Raw genomic sequence first — 17,150 nt, forward strand, 5'->3', positions numbered from 1 at the left:
TTATAGATCTTCCCAAGGGGGTTGTGGAGAATCTAACGTGACCTTCACACCGTCACAAGCACCGGGAGCGTAGGCATGCAGGCAGTAGACTTCAATTCTGACATGGGCGAGGGTTTCGGCCCGTGGACCATCGGCGACGGCGTCGACAACGAACTGATGGCCTTCATCAGTTCGGCCAACATCGCCACCGGCTTTCATGCCGGCGACCCTGGCACCATGCGTCGCACCGTCGAGCGGGCCAAGGCGCTGGGCGTGGCGGTAGGCGCTCACCCGGGGTTTCGTGACCTGGTCGGGTTTGGCCGCCGGCACATCAACGCGCCGGCCCAGGAACTGGTCGACGATATGCTCTACCAGTTGGGCGCGCTGCGTGAAATCGCCCGTGCGCAGGGCGTGAAACTGCAACACATCAAGCCCCATGGTGCCCTGTACATGCACTTGGCCCGTGATGAGGAAGCCGCCCGGTTGCTGGTGCAGAACCTGCAGGTGATCGAGCCGCAGCTGTTGCTGTACTGCATGCCTGGCTCGGTGATCTGCCGGGTTGCGCAGGCACTCGGCCAGCCGGTGGTGCGTGAGTTCTATGCCGACCGCGAGTACGACCAGAGCGGTTCCATCGTGTTTACCCGCAATGTTCGTGGCCATGAGCCGCAGGCGGTCGCCGAGCGCGTGCTGCGGGCTTGCCGCGAGGGCGTGGTACGCACGGTCGAGGGCCAGGACCTGGCCATCGAATTCGACTCGATCTGCCTGCACAGTGATACCCCCGGCGCGCTCGACCTGGTCGAAGCCACGCGCGCAGCGCTGGACGCCGCTGGCATCGAGGTGCGCACGCCCCGTTGAGGTTCAAGGCACCCGGTGCCCAGACACCGGTGCCGCTGCACTGCATTGTTTTTGCCTGCCTTACGATAAAGATTCCAAAAAAGGAGCAGACATGGCCGAGCCGCTTGCCAGTACCCCGATCCGCTACAGCTTTGGTGCCGACGAGCACCTGTTTGCCGAGGTCAGCGACAGCATGTCGCTCGAGGCCTTCTTCAAAGGCATGGCCGTCACCCGGGCGGTGGAGCGCCTGGCGCTGGAGGGCGTGCTGGACATTTGCCTGGCCAACGCCTCGTTCCAGATCCGCTTCGACCCCGACCGCATCGCCCCCGATGTGCTGCTTGCAGCGGTGCGCGGTGCAGAGGCCGAGGCGGTTGCCGAACGCGCGTTGCACACCCGGATCATCGAGATCCCGGTGCTGTACAACGACCCCTGGACCCATGAAACCCTCATGCGCTTTCGCGACCGCCACCAGGACCCGAACAGTACCGACCTCGAATACGCGGCGCGCATCAATGGCCTGGCCGATGTCGATGCGTTCATCGCCGCGCACAGTGGCGCGCCTTGGTTCGTGTCGATGGTCGGCTTCGTCGCCGGCCTGCCGTTCATGTTCCAGATGGTCGAGCGCGAGCGCCAGTTGCAGGTGCCCAAGTACCTGCGCCCACGCACCGACACGCCAAAGCTGACCTTGGGCCACGGCGGTTGTTTCGGTTGCATCTATTCGGTGCGCGGGGCAGGGGGCTACCAGATGTTCGGCGTTACCCCGGCGCCGATCTACGACCCGCAGCAGGGCCTGAACTACCTGAAGGAGCACATGGTGTTCTTCCGCCCAGGGGACATCGTGCAGTTCAAACCCATCGACCGTCAGGCCTACGACCAGGCGGTGGCGGATGTCGAGGACGGCCGTTTCGACCTGCGCATTCGCCCGGTAGAGTTTTCCCTCGATGCTTTCCTGGCCGACCCGGTCGGCTATCCCAAGTCGTTGCAGGAGGTGCTGGCATGATCAAGGTACTCAAACCTGGCCTGGCAACCTCGGTGCAGGACCTGGGCCGTGAAGGCTATTACCACCTGGGTATCCCGCCCTCCGGTGCGCTTGATCAATATGCGTTGCGCGCCGCCAATCAGCTGGTCGGCAACCCGGCGGGTACTGCTGGCCTTGAATGTGCGCTGGTGGGGCCGGAGCTGGAGTTTCTGCAGGATGCGCTGGTGGCGGTGTGTGGCGCACAGATGCCGGTGCTGCTCGATGGCCGCGAACAGCGCCCTGACACTTCGTTTGCAGTCAGGGCAGGCCAGGTGCTGCGCTTCGCCTTCCCCACAGCCGGGGCACGTGCTTACCTTGCAGTTGGGGGCGGCATCGATGTGCCAGAAGTGCTGGGTAGCCGGTCCACTTACGCCCTGGGCGCGCTGGGCGGTTTTCACGGTCGCAAGCTGCTGGCAGGCGATGTATTGCCGGTCGGTGTGCCCACCGCCAAAGCCCGTGCCGGAGCCAGTTTGCCAATGGCGCTGCGCCAGGCACTGGGAGGGGAAGTGGTATTGCGCGTGGTGCCGGGGTTGTACTTCCATCGCCTGACGGAGGCTGCGGCGAAAAGCTTCTTCACCGATGCCTGGACGGTGGGCTCCGAGGCCGACCGCATCGGCTACCGCTACAAAGGCGGCAACGCGCTGAGTTTCCAGCCGCGAGAGCAGCCATTCGGCGCAGGATCGGACCCGTCCAATATCGTCGACAGCTGCTACCCGATCGGTTCGATACAGGTGCCAGCCGGGCTGGAACCGATCATTTTGCACCGCGATGCGGTGTCTGGCGGTGGGTACGCCATGATCGGCACGGTGATCAGCGCCGACCTGGACCTGATCGGGCAGATGCAGCCGAACCAGCAGGCGCGGTTCTTGCCGGTGAGCATGGAGGATGCGCTTGAGGCGCGGCGGTCTTACAAGAAGAGGCTGGGGTATCTGAGCAAATTGTTCGGCTGATTCGTGGGGTGCCTGTACCGGCGTCTTCGCGGGTTGTGCTGCGAAGCGTCCGGTACAGGCTGGCAACCCGTCAGGTCAGAAGCTGTACTTGGCCGTCAGCATCATGTTGCGCGGCGCGCCCCAGGTGTCGCCGGCATAGTTGACCGAGGTGGCCACGGCCGAGTAGTACTTGCGATCGAACACGTTGTTGGCGTTGAGCTGCAGGTCGAGGTGCTTGTTGACCTGGTAGCCGGCCATCAGGTCGGTGACCGCGTACGATCCCTGGACCAGGCGGTACTCGCTGCCATCGGCAACGGTGAAGTCGTTGTAGATGCGGCTCTGCCAGGAGATGTTGCCGCCGATGCGCAGCTTCTCCAGCGGGCCTTCGAAGCGGTAGGTGGTGGTCAGCTTGAACAGGTGCTCCGGGGTGTCGGTGTCGAAGCGCTGGTTGACGTTGCCGGGGTTGGCGGCGTCTTTAAGCGTGTGGACGCGGGCATAGGTGTAGCCGGCACCGACCTGCCAGTTGCGGGTCAGCGCACCTTGCAGCTCCATGTCGATACCTTGGCTGCGCACTTCGCCGGATGCGACGTAGCAGTTGGTAGGGTCGCTGCAGCCGGCCAGGTCGGTCTGCGAAACGCCACGGTTTTCCTGGTCGATACGGAACAGCGCCACGCTGGCATTGAGGGCGCCATCGAAGTACTCGCCCTTGACGCCGATTTCATAGTTCTTGCCCTCGACCGGCTTGAGCGGGCTGCCGGAAGCGTCCTTGTACTCCTGCGGGTTGAAGATGTCGCTGTAGCTGACATACACCGAGTGATGATCGTCCAGGTCGTAGATCAGGCCCGCGTAGCGAGTGACGTTGCGCGTGACTTTGTAATCGGCGCTGGCACTTTCCTTGTTGTCATAGTCATACCAGTCCAGGCGGCCGCCCAGGATCAGCTTCAGCGGATCGGCCAGGCTCAGCCGGGTGGTCATGTACACGCCTTCCTGGGTGGTGACTTCGCGTACGTTGTTGGTGTGCACGAAGTTCGGCTTGCCGCCATCGATCGGCCAGTTGGTGTCGTATGGGCTGTAGTTGCGTGTGTCCATGTCGTAGATGCGCTTGCTGGCGCCCACCACCAGCTCGTGGGTGCGGCCAAACGCTTCGAACGGGCCGCTGACAAAGCCGTCAAGGCCGGCCTGGTTTTCCTGGTGCTTGGACTGGTAAGCGGTGCGGGACAACGGCTTATTGAGCCCGGCCCAGCGCGACTGGTAGGAGCCGGTGAAGGTGCCGTCTTGCTGGGAATAGTTGGCGTTGACCTGAAGTTTCCAGTCATTGGCCAGGCGCTGCTGCACTTCGGCGAATACGGTGTTGATCTCCTGATCCTTGTTTTCCCAGTCACTGCCTGGGTTGTAGGAACGCGAGAAGTCCATGTGGTGGCCGTTCAGGGCGGTTGGCATGGCGCCCCAGAAGTTGTTGGTCTGGTCTTTCTGGTGAGAGAAGCCGAGGGTCAGGGTGGTGTCTTCGGACAGGTCCGCCTCGGTGATTGCATAGAACAGGCCGTGGTCTTGTTCGACGTCATCGATGTAGCTGTTGGCCCCCCGGTATGACGTCACCACGCGGCCGCGCAGTGTGCCACTGTCGTTGAGCGGGCTGGAGGCATCGATTTCGCCGCGGTAGTCGTCCCAGCTGCCAGCGGCGCCGGTCAGGGTGACCTTCTGTTCGGCCAGCGGACGCTTGCGTACCAGGTTGATGGCCGCCGAAGGGTTGCCGGAGCCGGTGATCAGGCCGGTCGCGCCGCGGACGATCTCGACGCGGTCGAACATGGCCAGGTTAGGCTGGGCGCCCACGGTGTAGGGCTTGTAACCGCTCGGAATACCGTCGTACATCAGGTTGTCGATGTCAAAGCCACGTGACGTGTAGCTTTGCCGACCTGGACCGCCGGAATAGTCAAGGAACAGCCCTGGCGTGGCCTTGACCACGTCGTTGATGCTGGTCATCGCCTGGTCGTCCATGCGCTGACGGGTAATCACGGTCACCGCCTGCGGTGTTTCACGCAGGCTCAATGGCAGCTTGGTGGCGGTGGCCATGGAACCTGTGGTGTAGGACTGCGAACCCTCGGTGGTGCTGCCCAGCCGATCGGAGCTGATCTCGGTGGCACCCAACACCAGCGTGGTGGGCTGGTCGTCTTCGGCCAGGGCCGGTGTGACGATGGCCATGCACACGGCCATGGCGAGCAGGTTGCGGGCAGGGAGATTGCGCGAGGGCGCGAGTGGCGACGGCATGGGGGGTGGGTTCCTGTACATTGTTAAACGTTATTAAAGATGTGTATGAGAACGATTAACAATCAGTTTGTCAGGATTTGCCTGCCCTTGAAAGATTGGGATGCAGGAATTTTTACCTTTTTTTCACATTTGTGGCGGTGGCCAGGCGGCTTCGTGCAGAGGGGATCAGGGTTCAGCGCGGTTTATCGTCTTGCCCTGCTGCACAGCCACTTCCGCAGCCTGGCCATCACGTTGCTTGCCTTGGCGCGCCAACCCTTCCAGTTGCGGGATCAGCATGCCTTCGGGCAAATGTCGCCAGAAACGCCCCGGCATGTGCAGGCGCAAGGCATCCGGGTTGAGGCGGGCGGGGTTGAAGGTATGGCGGTAGTAGGTCCGCCACAGCTCGGCACCCGGGTCATCGGCATTGCGCGCCCACTGCCGCCAAGCGTCCGGGCAGTGCCGCTGATATTCGAAACCTTGGCCGTCGAAGCGAATACCGTCCCCCGGTGTGGCGATCAACCAGCGCTGGCGCCCCAGGCGGTCGGCGAAGTGCGCGCTGGCACTGTGCAGAATGTCATGGGCCGGCTCGTGATAGGCGACCAGGTCCAGTTGCAGCTGCTCGGCAAGTGCTGGCGGCAACGGCACGAAACGTACGAACGCATGCAGGTGGTGTGCTTCACGGCTGACCTGCTTGATACGCCGGTGCAGTTCACTGCCCAGGCGGTCGCCCGCAAGCATTGCCGTGCGGTCACCGTGGGCCACGCGCCAGAGCACTTCGTACAGCAGGTTCCAGCGTTGCTCGCCCCGGTAGCGCGATGCCTGTTCCAAAAGGCTCAAAAGCGCCGCCGGTACCTTGGCGCGAAACGGGCCGGGCCCTTCTGGCAGGGGGGCAGGCACCGCCAGCAGGTCGTCGATCGGGCCTTGCGACCAGGTTACTTGCGCCGGGTCGATGCCGTGCCCGAGCAGTGTGCGGGCCTGGTCGCGCCAGGTGCTGAAGTGCTCGTCACAGTCGAGCGCGATCACCCCCACAACCCCATCTGCACAGGTGCCTGTGGTTCACGCAGGCGCTCGCGCAGCAGGCCGCTGCGCAGCTCCGCCTGGCCTGGGCGGTAGTCGCTGGTGATGATGAATGGCCGGGCCTTGTCGAGCACGCAGCGCAGCTGGATCAGGTCGTCGTAGCGCACGCGCCGTTCACGGCGCAGCGCCACCAGCCGCTGCACACTGCGCAGGCCGATGCCGGGGATACGTGCCAGCAGCGCGGGCTCGGCACGGTTCACATCCAGTGGAAACACCTCACGGTTGGCCAGCGCCCAGGCAAGCTTGGGGTCGATGTCCAGCGCCAGGTTACCCTCCTGGCCAAGCAACTCACCCGCTTTGTAGCCATAGCCGCGCAACAGGAAGTCTGCCTGGTACAAGCGGTGCTCGCGCAGCAGCGGTGGGGCCGCCAGCGGTACGCTGCCGGGGCTGTCGGGTATCGGGCTGAAGGCTGAGTAATACACGCGCTTGAGGCCGTAACCCTGGTACAGCGACTCGGCGTTGCGCAGCAGTGTGCTGTCGTCAGTGGCGTCGGCGCCGACGATGACTTGGGTGCTTTGCCCGGCCGGGGTGAAGCGCGGTGCTTTCGGTTCGCCCGCCACGGCTTGCTGCCCTTGGTGGATGACGCCCATGGCCTGGCGAATGGTATGGGCGTGTTTTTCCGGGGCCAGGCGCTTGAGGCTGGCATCGGTGGGCAGTTCGATATTGACGCTGAGGCGGTCGGCCAGGCGCCCGGCTTCCTCGATCAGCAGTGGGTCGGCGTCGGGGATGGTCTTGAGGTGGATGTAACCCCGGAAGTTGTGCTCCTCACGCAGCAGGCGCGCCACGCGGATCAACTGTTCCATGGTGTAGTCGGCCGAGCGGATGATGCCGGAGCTCAGGAACAGGCCGCTGATGCAGTTGCGCCGGTAGAAATCCAGGGTCAGGCGCACCACCTCCTCGGGCGTGAAACGTGCCCGCGGCACGTTGCTGGAGCGGCGATTGACGCAGTATTGGCAGTCGTACAGGCAGAAGTTGGTCAACAGCACCTTGAGCAGCGAAACGCAGCGCCCGTCCGGTGTATAGCTGTGGCAGATGCCCATGCCATTGGTGGCGCCCAGGCCCTCGCTGCCGCGCGAGCTGCGTTTGGGCGCGCCACTGCTGGCACAGGACGCGTCGTACTTGGCGGCATCGGCGAGGATGCCAAGCTTGGCAATGAGCTGCATGGGGGTGTCTCGTGATACTGAATATTCATACAGTATTTTGAGAATGGACTGAATGCAAGTGGCGCAGCAGCCCTGTCAAACGTTCCGACCCGCTCAGTCAGGACATCTAAACTTACAAACAGCCCGCTGCGGTTTCCATAACGGCGGGCTCTCACACCTTAATCCGACCACCGCGACCCCGGACCGGACATCCCTCGCTGACGGTGGCCTTCTTGCAGAGGAGGGCAGGTCATGGACGAGGCAAAGCTTCAGGATTTCATGGGCAAGCTGGTGGGAGACATGGGCGCTGCGGCGACCCTGGCCAATGTGATACTCGGCGACGAACTGGGGTTGTACCGGGCCATGGCCGATAGTCAGCCGGTCACCCCCGAAGTGCTGGCGGCCCGGACCGGCTGCCACCCACGGCTGGTGCGCGAATGGCTCAACGCCCAGGCCGCGTCCGGCTATATGGTCCATGACCAGGGCAGTTTCGTGCTGCCCGAGGAACAGGCCATGGCACTGGCGCTGGAGGACTCACCGGCCTATATGGCGGGTGGCGCGGCGGTGGTGGCCGCGCTGTTCCATGACAAGGACAAGCTGGTGGCTGCCATGCGCGGTGATGGCGGGCTGGCCTGGGGCGACCATCACCCCTGCATGTTCAGCGGTACCGAGCGTTTCTTCCGGCCCGGCTATCGCACCTTCCTGGTGGCCGACTGGCTGCCGGCGCTCGACGGTGTGGTGGCCAAGCTGCAGGCCGGCGCCAAGGTCGCGGATGTCGGTTGCGGGCATGGCGCTTCGACGCTGGTCATGGCTCAGGCGTTTCCAGCATCGACCTTCATCGGCTATGACTACCATGCGCCGTCCATCAGCACAGCCCGCGAACGCGCCAGTGAGGCCAGCTTGACCCAGCGGGTGAGTTTCCAGCAGGCGTCGGCCAAGGATTACCCGGGCAGCGATCATGATCTGGTGTGCTTCTTCGATTGCCTGCACGACATGGGCGACCCCGTTGGCGCTGCACGGCATGCCTACCAGGCGTTGAAGCCCGGCGGCACGGTGATGCTGGTGGAGCCTTATGCCGAGGACACGCTGGACGGCAACCTGACGCCGGTCGGTCGCCTGTTCTATGCCGCGTCGACGTTCATCTGTACACCGAATTCGCTGTCTCAGGAGGTTGGGCTGGGGCTGGGCGCACAGGCCGGGGAGGCGCGCTTGCGGGCGGTGTTCGAGGAGGCGGGGTTCACGCAGTTCCGGCGGGCGACACAGACACCGTTCAACCTGATACTGGAAGCCAGGAAGTAGGCGTAGATCAATGCTGGCCTCATCGCCGGCAAGCCGGCACTGGCTAACCACTGCTCTGAAGGCCAGTGGTGTTCCTGTGGGAGCCGGCTTGCCGGCGATGAGGCCGGTGCAGACAAAAAGAAGGGGCGCCCAGCTGGCGCCCCTTCTCTTGCTGCTTAGGCTTCAGCGTCCCAAGGACGATCGCCTTTTTCATCTTTCACGCGGGTCGGCAGGCCCATGACGTCCAGCGCCTTGAGGAACGGCTCGGCTGGCAGCTCCTCGACGTTGACCATGCGCTTGGCATCCCACTCGCCACGGGCAACCAGCAGGGCTGCAGCCACTGGCGGTACACCGGCGGTGTAGGAGATACCCTGGCTGTCAGTCTCGGCGTAGGCCTCTTCATGGTCGGCCACGTTGTAGATGAACACTTCACGCGGCTGACCATCCTTGGTGCCCTTGACCAGGTCACCGATGCAGGTCTTGCCGGTGTAGCCCGGGGCCAGCGAAGCCGGGTCAGGCAGCACGGCCTTGACCACTTTCAGCGGCACCACTTCCAAGCCTTCAGCGGTCTTGACCGGTTGCTCGGAAAGCAGGCCAAGGTTCTTCAGCACGGTGAACACATTGATGTAGTGCTCGCCGAAGCTCATCCAGAAGCGCACGTTCGGCACGTTCAGGTTCTTCGAGATCGAGTGGACCTCGTCGTGACCGGTCAGGTACAGGTTCTGCGAACCCACGACCGGCAGGTCGTCGGTACGCTTGACCTCGAACATGGTGTTGCTGGTCCACTGGCTGTTCTGCCAGCTCCATACTTGCCCGGTGAACTCGCGGAAGTTGATTTCCGGGTCGAAGTTGGTGGCGAAGTACTTGCCGTGGGACCCGGCATTGACGTCGAGAATATCGATCGAATCAATGCTGTCGAAATACTGTTGCTGCGCCAGTTTTGCGTAGCTGTTCACCACACCCGGGTCGAAACCGACGCCGAGAATGGCGGTGATGTTCTTCTCTTGGCATTCTTCGAGGTGTTTCCACTCGTAGTTGCCGTACCAGGGCGGCGTCTCGCAGATCTTGCCCGGTTCTTCGTGGATCGCGGTGTCCAGGTAGGCGACACCGGTATCGATGCAGGCACGCAGCACCGACATGTTGAGGAAGGCGGAGCCCACGTTGATCACGATCTGCGATTCGGTCTCGCGGATCAGTGCCTTGGTTGCCTCGACATCGAGGGCGTTGAGCGAGAAGGCCTGGATGTCGGCGGGTACCTTGAGGCTACCCTTGGCCTTGACGCTGTCGATGATGGCCTGGCATTTGGAGATGTTCCGCGACGCAATGGCAATACGACCGAGTTCGTCGTTATGCTGCGCGCACTTGTGGGCCACCACCTTGGCGACACCTCCTGCACCAATGATAAGAACGTTCTTCTTCAATTTATCCCTTGCTCCTTACTTGATAGCCGGTCTTACGACAGGCTGGAAACGTAGTCTTCGAAACCGAACTCGCGCACCACTTCGACGCTGCCGTCGAGCTGCTTGACCGCGATGGATGGCATCTTCAAACCGTTGAACCAGTTTTTCTTGACCATGGTGTAACCCGCCGTGTCGATGAACGACAGGCGATCGCCGATGGCCAGCGGACGATCGAATTGGTACTCGCCGAAGATGTCGCCGGCCAGGCACGATTTGCCGCAGACCATGTAGGTGTGCTCGCCATCGTTGGGGGCCATCTTGGCGTTCAGCCGGTAGATCAGCAGGTCGAGCAGGTGTGCTTCGATCGAGCTGTCGACCACCGCCAGGTGTTTGCCGTTGTACAGGGTGTCGAGCACGGTCACTTCCAGCGAGGCGCTGTTGGTGATGGCCGCTTCGCCCGGCTCCAGGTAGACCTGCACGCCGTACGTCTGCGCGAAGGCTTTCAGGCGCGCGCAGAACGCATCGACGGCATAGTCTTCACCGGTGAAGTGAATGCCGCCACCCAGGCTGACCCACTCGACCTTGTGCAGCAGGTGGCCGAAGCGCTCTTCGATGTGCGTCAGCATCTTGTCGAACAGGCCGAAGTCACCGTTCTCGCAGTTGTTGTGGAACATGAAGCCGGAAATCTGCGAGATGACCTTCTCGATCTTCTCCGGGTCCCACTCACCGAGGCGGCTGAACGGGCGGGCCGGGTCGGCCAGCAGGTAGTCGGAGCTGCTGACCTGCGGGTTGACGCGCAGGCCGCGGACCTTGCCTTCGGACTGCTCGGCGAAGCGCTGCAGCTGGCCGATCGAGTTGAAGATGATCTTGTCGCAGTTCTCGAGCATTTCCTCGACCTCGTCGTCGGCCCAGGCCACGCTGTAGGCGTGGGTCTCGCCGGCGAACTTCTGGCGGCCGAGCTTGAGCTCGTACAGCGACGAGGACGTGGTGCCGTCCATGTACTGCTGCATCAGGTCGAAGACCGACCAGGTGGCGAAGCACTTGAGGGCAAGCAGAGCCTTGGCACCGGAGTGTTCGCGCACGTAGGCGATCTTCTCCATGTTGCTCAGCAGCTTGGTTTTATCGATGAGGTAATACGGCGTCTTGATCATTTAAAGGCCCCCGGCCAGGCCGGCCAAAAAAAGGACACGCATTGTGCCTTCACTTGCTGCATACCGAAAGGGCGAGATATGCATTTCGTCGAGGTCGTTGCCGACAGGCCGGAATTTTTCCGATTGCGGCGAGCTCATTGGAACAGGCGAGTATGACCATCCTAATCACCGGCTGCGCATTTGAAGGAGAATCCGATGAGTAGCTGCAACGCAGCAGACCCGCACAGGAGCCATGAATGAAAACTGGCGTCATCTCCGACACCCACGGCTTGCTGCGGCCCGAGGCGCTTGATGCGCTGGCCGGTTGCGAACTGATCGTGCATGCCGGTGATATCGGCAAGCCTGAAATCATTGAGGCACTCCAGGCGTTGGCGCCCGTGCAGGTGGTGCGCGGCAACAACGACCTGACGCTGCCCTGGGCAGCTCGATTGGCCGATCAGCGATACTTCGACATGCAGGGGTGGCAGACACTGCTGGTGCACGACATTGCCGATGTACCGGCCGAACTGGATGAGGCGGTGCGCGTGGTGATCACTGGGCATTCGCACAAGCCATTGATCGACTGGCGGCAAGGGCGCTTGTACCTGAACCCCGGGAGTGCCGGGCCGCGGCGGTTCAAGTTGCCGGTCACGGTGGCGGTCATTGACATCGAGGGCGAGCACCTGGCGCCGCGCATCATTCAATTGCTTGGGTGATGCTCTGCCCTGATCGCTAGCCTGCCGGCGATCAGGGCCGTGAAGGCAACCTCAGGCGACCTGCTTCAACCAGTCCTGAATCTGTTTCAGCGTGGCCGTAGCCCCCCCACAAACGACCACCAGCACATTCTGGTAACCGTCCAGCTTCGCGGCCTCATAAGCCAACGCCAATGCCGCCCCGCAGGCAGGCTCCACCAGCACCCGGTGGTCCGCCAGAAACCGTTCGCAGGCTTCAAGCGCCGCGCGATCACTGACCAGAACGCTGTGCACCGGGTGCTCCTGCACGCACGCCAGGGCCTGGTCGGCAACACGCTTGGCGCCCAGCGAGGTCGCCACCGATGTGAGGCGCTCCAGCTCTACCGGGTGACCTGCCTGTACCGCCGCGTGCAGCGAGGCCGCCCCGTCGGTTTCCACCGCCAGCACAGGGACATCGTTCCAGCCGTTGCGCCTGAGCCCTTCGACCACGCCACTGAGCAGGCCGCCGCCGCCCACCGACAGCACCACCGCATCGGGCTTGTACCCGGTTGCCGCAACTTCATCCACCAGGCTGGCATGCCCGGCCCACAGCAGCGGGTCATCGAAGGGGTGAATAAAGGCATCGTCCGGCCCGACCAGGGTTTGCGCCAACGCGTTGGCCTCCTGCCACGAGCTGCCATGCACCACCACCTTGGCACCCTCCTGGTGCAACAGTTCCTTGGCGCGTTCGGTGGTGGTCTCAGGCACTACCACCGTGACCGGCACACCCAGCTGGCGCCCGGCGTAGGCTACCGCCAGGCCGGCATTGCCACCGGACGAGGACACGAAGTGGCGGGCGCCCCGGGCATGGTGCACTTCGCAGGCATGGCCCACCCCGCGCAGCTTGAACGAGCCACAGGGCTGAAGCGCGTCGAGCTTCAGCCAGATCGAGCGGCCAGCGGCCAGTGACAGCGGGCGGGATTCGATCAGAGGGGTGTGGATATGCAGGGTCATCGCGTAGCTCCATGCTTCGGGTAGGGGTCAATGGTAACGCGGGATGCCAGGTGTATGTCGTTGAATTCGTGGTGATTGCACCCTGCGTGTCAGCAAGCCTCGGCCACAGCGCTATTGCTGACGCTGCGCCCCAGCACCAGCACCGTGACGAACCCGCAGCCCACCAGCGCCGTGGCCAGACTCAGCAGCACCGAGCTGCCCAGCTGGTCGACGATCTGCCCGCCGAAGAACGAGCCCAGCGCGATGATCACCTGGAACATGGCGACGAACAGTGGCATGCCGCGTTCGACATCCTTGGGCGCTACAACAAACATCCAGATGCTGGCACAGGCCGGGAAGGCGCCGAAGGCGAAGCCCCAGAGCGCGATCAGCATCGCCGCGCCAGTCATCCCGGTGGCGAAGTGTGGGAACAGGGCGGTGCTGATGCCGATCATCAACGCGACCAGCAACAGGGTGTGACGCACGCTTTGGTTGGCGGCGAAACCGGCAAAAATGTTCCCCATCACCCCGGCCACGCCATACAGCAGCAACAGCGAACCGATGGTCGGCCCATCGAAACCGGAATTCTGTTTGAAGAAGGGTGCGACGTAGGTGTACGCGGCAAAATGCGCCAGGCCGATCAGCAATACCGCAATCAGACCCACCCGGGCTTGTGGGTTGATGAACAGCGCCGGCAGGTCACTGATGCGGATGGCCTTGTCCGGGTTGAGCCGCGGCAGCAGCAGGATCTGCGCCAGCAGCACCGGTACGCCTACCAGGGCGGTGACCAGAAAAGTCATGCGCCAGCCCAGCAGGCCACTGAGCCAGGTGCCTACCGGCACGCCCAGCACAGTGGCCAGGGTCACACCGACCATGATGATCGAGGTGGCCTGGGCAACGCCCACCCCCTTGGGTGCCAGGCGGCCGCTCAGGGCAATGGCGGTAGCCCAGAAACCGCCGATGCTGATGCCCAGCAAAACGCGGCCGAACAGCAGCAGGTTGAAGTCGCTGGCGTAGGCCACCACCGCATTGGCAATGATCATGATCAGCGTCAGGCCGATCAGCAGATAGCGCCGGTCCAGTGCACCGATGCCCACCGACAGCAAGGGCGCGGCGAGGGCGGCCATGATGCCGGGCAGGGTGACCATCAGGCCGGCGTGGCCTGCACTTATGCCCAGGTCACTGGCGACATCGTTCAATACGCCTACCGGCAGAAACTCGCTGGTTACCAAAGCGAAGGCACCCACGGCGACCGAGAGTATCGCCAGCCACTGCTGTTTGACGCTTTGCTGACTGTGTTCGGGGAGGCCACTTGGGGCCGGGCTGGTATTTGACATGGTGCGGGGTTCCAGAAGGGGAGTGTCGCCTTGAGCAGGCGCGTGGAGCGGGGAGAATTCGGGGAGGAGTATACGGGGCCTGTCTGCCAGGCCGACAGGCGGGTCTTTCGATAGTGATCATCAGTGCGATTGATAAGGCGCCCATGCAGGCGCCTTTCTGATTGCTTGTGTACTGCACCCTCACGTCATCGGGTCTTGACGCCACCCCCTGCAAAACGTGGAGCCAGGCGCGCTGCTGCTGCTTCGAACGCGTGCGCTATCTGATCGACGACTTCATCGCTGTGCTCGAACGACAGGTAGATACGGCCATACGGCGAGGGCATCACCAGCACGCCCTCGGCACGTAGCGCCAGGTGCAGCGCCTGGCTGAACGCGGCGTCGGCGAAGGCGGCGGCTTCTTCATAGTCGGATGGCGCGCGTTCGCATGGCCAGATGGCGAATACGTTGCCGTAGCCACTGGTGCTGATGGTGATGCCCTGGGCCGTGAAGATCGCCTGCACGGCGTGGCGCAGCTTCTCGCCACGCTCGATCAGCTGTGGGTAAGCGGCGCTGTCCAGTTTTGCCAGCGTGGCGAGCACCGCTGCGCAGGCCATCGGGTTGCCGCTGAAGGTTCCGCCGCGCAGCACCTTGCCCTCTTCGAAGCCCGCCAGAATGTGCGGTTTGCCGACGATGGCCGATACCGGCACGCCGTTGCCGATGGCTTTGCCGACGCTGGCGATGTCCGGGTCAAGGCCTGCCTGCAGGCTGGCCAGGCCGGCATGCAGGCGAAAGCCCATCAGCACTTCGTCGCTGATCACCAGTGCACCATGGCGATGAGCCACGGCCTGCACATGCTGCAGGTAACCTGGCGCTGGCATGATGCAGCCGGCGTTGGCGAGCATCGGCTCCAGCAGCACGGCAGCGATGTCCTGGTCCTGCGCGAACAACCGCTCCACATCGTCGAAGTCGTTGAAACGCAGCAGTGTGGTACGGCCTGTCGAGGGGCGCTCGCCATTTGCGAACGCGGCTTCGGGCGAGCCGACGTTGCCGAAACTGACATCGTCGAACCAGCCGTCGAAACCGGCTGCCATCTTGGCGATTCGCCCGCGCCCGGTGTAAGCGCGGGCAGCGCGGCAGGCCAGGTGCACGGCCTCGCTGCCGGAGTTGGTGAAGATCACGCGGCTGAGTGTGCCGGTGTGCGCTGCCAGCGCACTGGCAGCAGCATGTTCGCGCACGTGGGCCCAAGAGGGCGATGCGGAGTCGCCCAGGGCCTGGGCCACCTGCGCATTGACGCTGTCATCGGCATGGCCGAGCAGTACGGCGCCGAAGCCCAGTGCGGTATCGATGTAGCGCTGGCCCTGGTCATCCCACAGGTACGGCCCTTTGCCGTTGCGGATGAACAGGGCCTGACCGTCGAGTGCCGGCAGGATACGGGCGGCGCTGGAAACATCGCCTACGAGATTGCGCATGAGTACCTCTGTGTAATGGTGCGCAGCAGGGCTGACGGCGGGTCAGGTTCTGCTGGCAGGATTTCGTCCCCTCAGCGGGTGTTCCACGGGCTGCTGGCGAGCTTCTGTTCGAGAAAGTCGCGGAACACGCGGATTCGCGGGCTGAGGTGTTTGCGATTGGTGTAGATCATGTAGAGCGGTTCGACGCTGTCCTGGGCGTATGCCTGCAGCAGAGGGACCAGGCGGCCCTCCTGGATGTCCTGGCCAATATGAAACTCCGCCAGGCGCACGATGCCGGCGCCGCCCAGCGCCAGGTCGCGCAGCAGGTCGCCCTGGGCGAACGTGGCCTTGGGAACCACCGGTACGGTGATGGCCTGGCCATCGACCACGAACCCCCAGGTGTTCCACACGCTGCTGAAACCAAAGGAAAAACAGGTGTGCTGCAACAGCTGCCCAGGGTGTGCAGGTGTGCCGTGCGCGGCCAGGTAGGCGGGCGATGCACAGAGGATCCAACGGCTCTGGCCGATCTTGCGGGCGATGCGCGAGGAGTCGGGCAGCACGCCACTGTGGATCGCCACGTCCAGCCCTTGGTCGAACTGGTCGCTGAACTGCGCGCCAACCTGGATATCCACGGTCAGCCCCGGGTAGGCAGCCAGGAACTCCGGCAGCCAGGGGATGATCTGGTGCTTGGCGAAGGTGGTCATGGTGTGGACCCGCAGCGTGCCGCTGACGCGGGTAGGAAACGCCTCGGCCAGCGAGTCGGCTTCGGCCATGGCATTGCTGACTGCACGGGCACTGACCAGGTAGGCGGCACCTTCCTCGGTCAGCGTCAGGCTGCGGGTGCCACGCTGAAACAGGCGCACCTGCAGGCGGTCTTCCAGGCGCGAGATCAGCTTGCTGATGGCCGACGGGGTCATGCCGCAAGCACGCGCCGCAGCAGAAAAGTTGCCGTGTTCGGCAGCGCCGAGGAAGGCCAGCAGTTGTGAGTAGTTGTCCATGTTCTGCCTCCGGTGATCAGCAGAATGCTGGCAGCGCCGCGTCGGGGTGGCAACCCGCGTGCATCGGGATACGCGGGTCGGGTGGCGTGGTGGCCGTTCAGCGAATGAACTGCTCGATGTAATCGTCCGGCAGGCCGAGCGCCTTGTAGTGGGCGCGGGCGGCCTCAAGCTTGGTGAACACGTCCTCGTACCCCACGGCGACCCCTTGTGGGTCGACATAGGTGTAACCGCCTTGCACGTGGAACCAGGTGATCATCTCTTCGACGTCCTGCGGCACGAACAGGGTGTGCGTTTCGCCTGGTGGCTCGAAGGCGAACGAGCCTTCCTCGGCGACCCAGTCGTGCTCCAGGTAGTACCAGCGGCCCTTGAGCACCAGTGCGTGCACGCCGCCGGTGTGGCGGTGACGCGACAGCACACCGCTCTGGCGCACCCGCAGCAGGTTGATGTAATAGCCGCCAGAGACGCTCAGCAGCAAGGGCTTGAACGATACCGAAGCGGTCACCGGGACCCACAGTTGGTCGTCTTCGAGCCACTTGCCGAGTACACCGGGGTGGACCATGTCGGGGGACATGAACGGTACTTGCGGCAGTTGATAGGGGATGGCCAGTTCGTCGGGTTTGGGGGCAATGCTCATGAGGGCTTCCACAGTTGGGTTTCTTGAATCCCCGGCCCGTTCAGGGCCGGGGTTGCAGG

General features: G+C 63.5%; 15 protein-coding genes. 5 read left to right on the top strand and 10 right to left on the bottom strand.

The window, feature by feature from the left end; genetic code table 11:
* Window positions 1-75 precede the first annotated feature (75 nt).
* The 3 genes from JOE27_RS02030 (at window position 76) to JOE27_RS02040 (ending at window position 2,781) form a co-directional block, all read left to right on the top strand.
* Window positions 76-834, top strand: coding sequence for a 5-oxoprolinase subunit PxpA (locus JOE27_RS02030; protein WP_115275166.1), 759 nt, complete (start codon window positions 76-78; stop codon window positions 832-834).
* 91 nt (window positions 835-925) lie between these two features.
* A complete protein-coding gene (locus JOE27_RS02035; protein WP_012314008.1) occupies window positions 926-1,813 on the top strand; it encodes a carboxyltransferase domain-containing protein in 888 nt (295 codons plus the stop codon).
* Window positions 1,810-2,781 (top strand): biotin-dependent carboxyltransferase family protein, encoded by a 972-nt coding sequence (locus JOE27_RS02040; RefSeq protein WP_204917693.1) that lies wholly within the window; start codon window positions 1,810-1,812, stop codon window positions 2,779-2,781. Before JOE27_RS02035 ends, JOE27_RS02040 begins: the two co-directional genes overlap by 4 nt.
* Window positions 2,782-2,856: 75 nt before the next feature.
* Here JOE27_RS02040 and JOE27_RS02045 read toward each other — a convergent pair whose 3' ends face one another.
* The 3 genes from JOE27_RS02045 to JOE27_RS02055 all read right to left on the bottom strand — a co-directional run bounded on the left by JOE27_RS02045 (window position 2,857) and on the right by JOE27_RS02055 (window position 7,244).
* Window positions 2,857-5,025, bottom strand: a complete 2,169-nt coding sequence (locus JOE27_RS02045) for a TonB-dependent siderophore receptor (protein ID WP_204917695.1) — start codon at window positions 5,023-5,025, stop codon at window positions 2,857-2,859.
* 165 nt (window positions 5,026-5,190) lie between these two features.
* The gene (locus tag JOE27_RS02050; RefSeq protein ID WP_115275163.1) at window positions 5,191-6,033 is read right to left on the bottom strand and encodes a TIGR03915 family putative DNA repair protein; all 843 of its coding nucleotides are present in this window, start codon (window positions 6,031-6,033) and stop codon (window positions 5,191-5,193) included.
* The gene (locus tag JOE27_RS02055; RefSeq protein WP_115275162.1) at window positions 6,024-7,244 is read right to left on the bottom strand and encodes a putative DNA modification/repair radical SAM protein; all 1,221 of its coding nucleotides are present in this window, start codon (window positions 7,242-7,244) and stop codon (window positions 6,024-6,026) included. The genes JOE27_RS02050 and JOE27_RS02055 overlap by 10 nt, the downstream gene beginning before the upstream one ends.
* A gap of 231 nt (window positions 7,245-7,475) precedes the next feature.
* Here JOE27_RS02055 and JOE27_RS02060 point away from each other — a divergent pair, with 231 nt between their 5' ends.
* Window positions 7,476-8,522 (top strand): class I SAM-dependent methyltransferase, encoded by a 1,047-nt coding sequence (locus tag JOE27_RS02060; protein WP_115275161.1) that lies wholly within the window; start codon window positions 7,476-7,478, stop codon window positions 8,520-8,522.
* 155 nt (window positions 8,523-8,677) lie between these two features.
* On the opposite strand, the gene JOE27_RS02065 is transcribed toward JOE27_RS02060, so the two are convergent.
* On the bottom strand, window positions 8,678-9,922 hold the full coding sequence (locus tag JOE27_RS02065; RefSeq protein ID WP_039602482.1) for a saccharopine dehydrogenase family protein: 1,245 nt from the start codon (window positions 9,920-9,922) through the stop codon (window positions 8,678-8,680).
* A gap of 32 nt (window positions 9,923-9,954) precedes the next feature.
* The gene (locus tag JOE27_RS02070) at window positions 9,955-11,052 is read right to left on the bottom strand and encodes a carboxynorspermidine decarboxylase (protein ID WP_119688762.1); all 1,098 of its coding nucleotides are present in this window, start codon (window positions 11,050-11,052) and stop codon (window positions 9,955-9,957) included.
* Between the two features lie 236 nt (window positions 11,053-11,288).
* Between JOE27_RS02070 and JOE27_RS02075 the strand changes: the two genes are divergently transcribed.
* Window positions 11,289-11,747, top strand: a complete 459-nt coding sequence (locus tag JOE27_RS02075) for a metallophosphoesterase family protein (RefSeq protein WP_046785586.1) — start codon at window positions 11,289-11,291, stop codon at window positions 11,745-11,747.
* 51 nt (window positions 11,748-11,798) lie between these two features.
* On the opposite strand, the gene JOE27_RS02080 is transcribed toward JOE27_RS02075, so the two are convergent.
* From JOE27_RS02080 to JOE27_RS02100, 5 genes are all read right to left on the bottom strand, one after another.
* The gene (locus tag JOE27_RS02080) at window positions 11,799-12,716 is read right to left on the bottom strand and encodes a pyridoxal-phosphate dependent enzyme (protein ID WP_125922874.1); all 918 of its coding nucleotides are present in this window, start codon (window positions 12,714-12,716) and stop codon (window positions 11,799-11,801) included.
* An 89-nt stretch (window positions 12,717-12,805) separates the two neighbouring features.
* Entirely contained in the window at window positions 12,806-14,032 is a 1,227-nt protein-coding gene (locus tag JOE27_RS02085; RefSeq protein WP_046785584.1) for an MFS transporter, read from the bottom strand.
* A gap of 185 nt (window positions 14,033-14,217) precedes the next feature.
* Entirely contained in the window at window positions 14,218-15,480 is a 1,263-nt protein-coding gene (locus tag JOE27_RS02090; RefSeq protein WP_204917697.1) for an aminotransferase class III-fold pyridoxal phosphate-dependent enzyme, read from the bottom strand.
* 71 nt (window positions 15,481-15,551) lie between these two features.
* Window positions 15,552-16,457: a LysR family transcriptional regulator gene (locus JOE27_RS02095; RefSeq protein WP_046785582.1), complete on the bottom strand. Its 906-nt coding sequence runs from the start codon at window positions 16,455-16,457 to the stop codon at window positions 15,552-15,554.
* Between the two features lie 97 nt (window positions 16,458-16,554).
* Window positions 16,555-17,091 (bottom strand): 2,4'-dihydroxyacetophenone dioxygenase family protein, encoded by a 537-nt coding sequence (locus JOE27_RS02100; protein WP_046785581.1) that lies wholly within the window; start codon window positions 17,089-17,091, stop codon window positions 16,555-16,557.
* Window positions 17,092-17,150: the final 59 nt, after the last annotated feature.

Origin of the sequence: Pseudomonas sp. M5, from assembly GCF_016907075.1 — a bacterium.
Lineage (GTDB): Bacteria > Pseudomonadota > Gammaproteobacteria > Pseudomonadales > Pseudomonadaceae > Aquipseudomonas > Aquipseudomonas putida_E.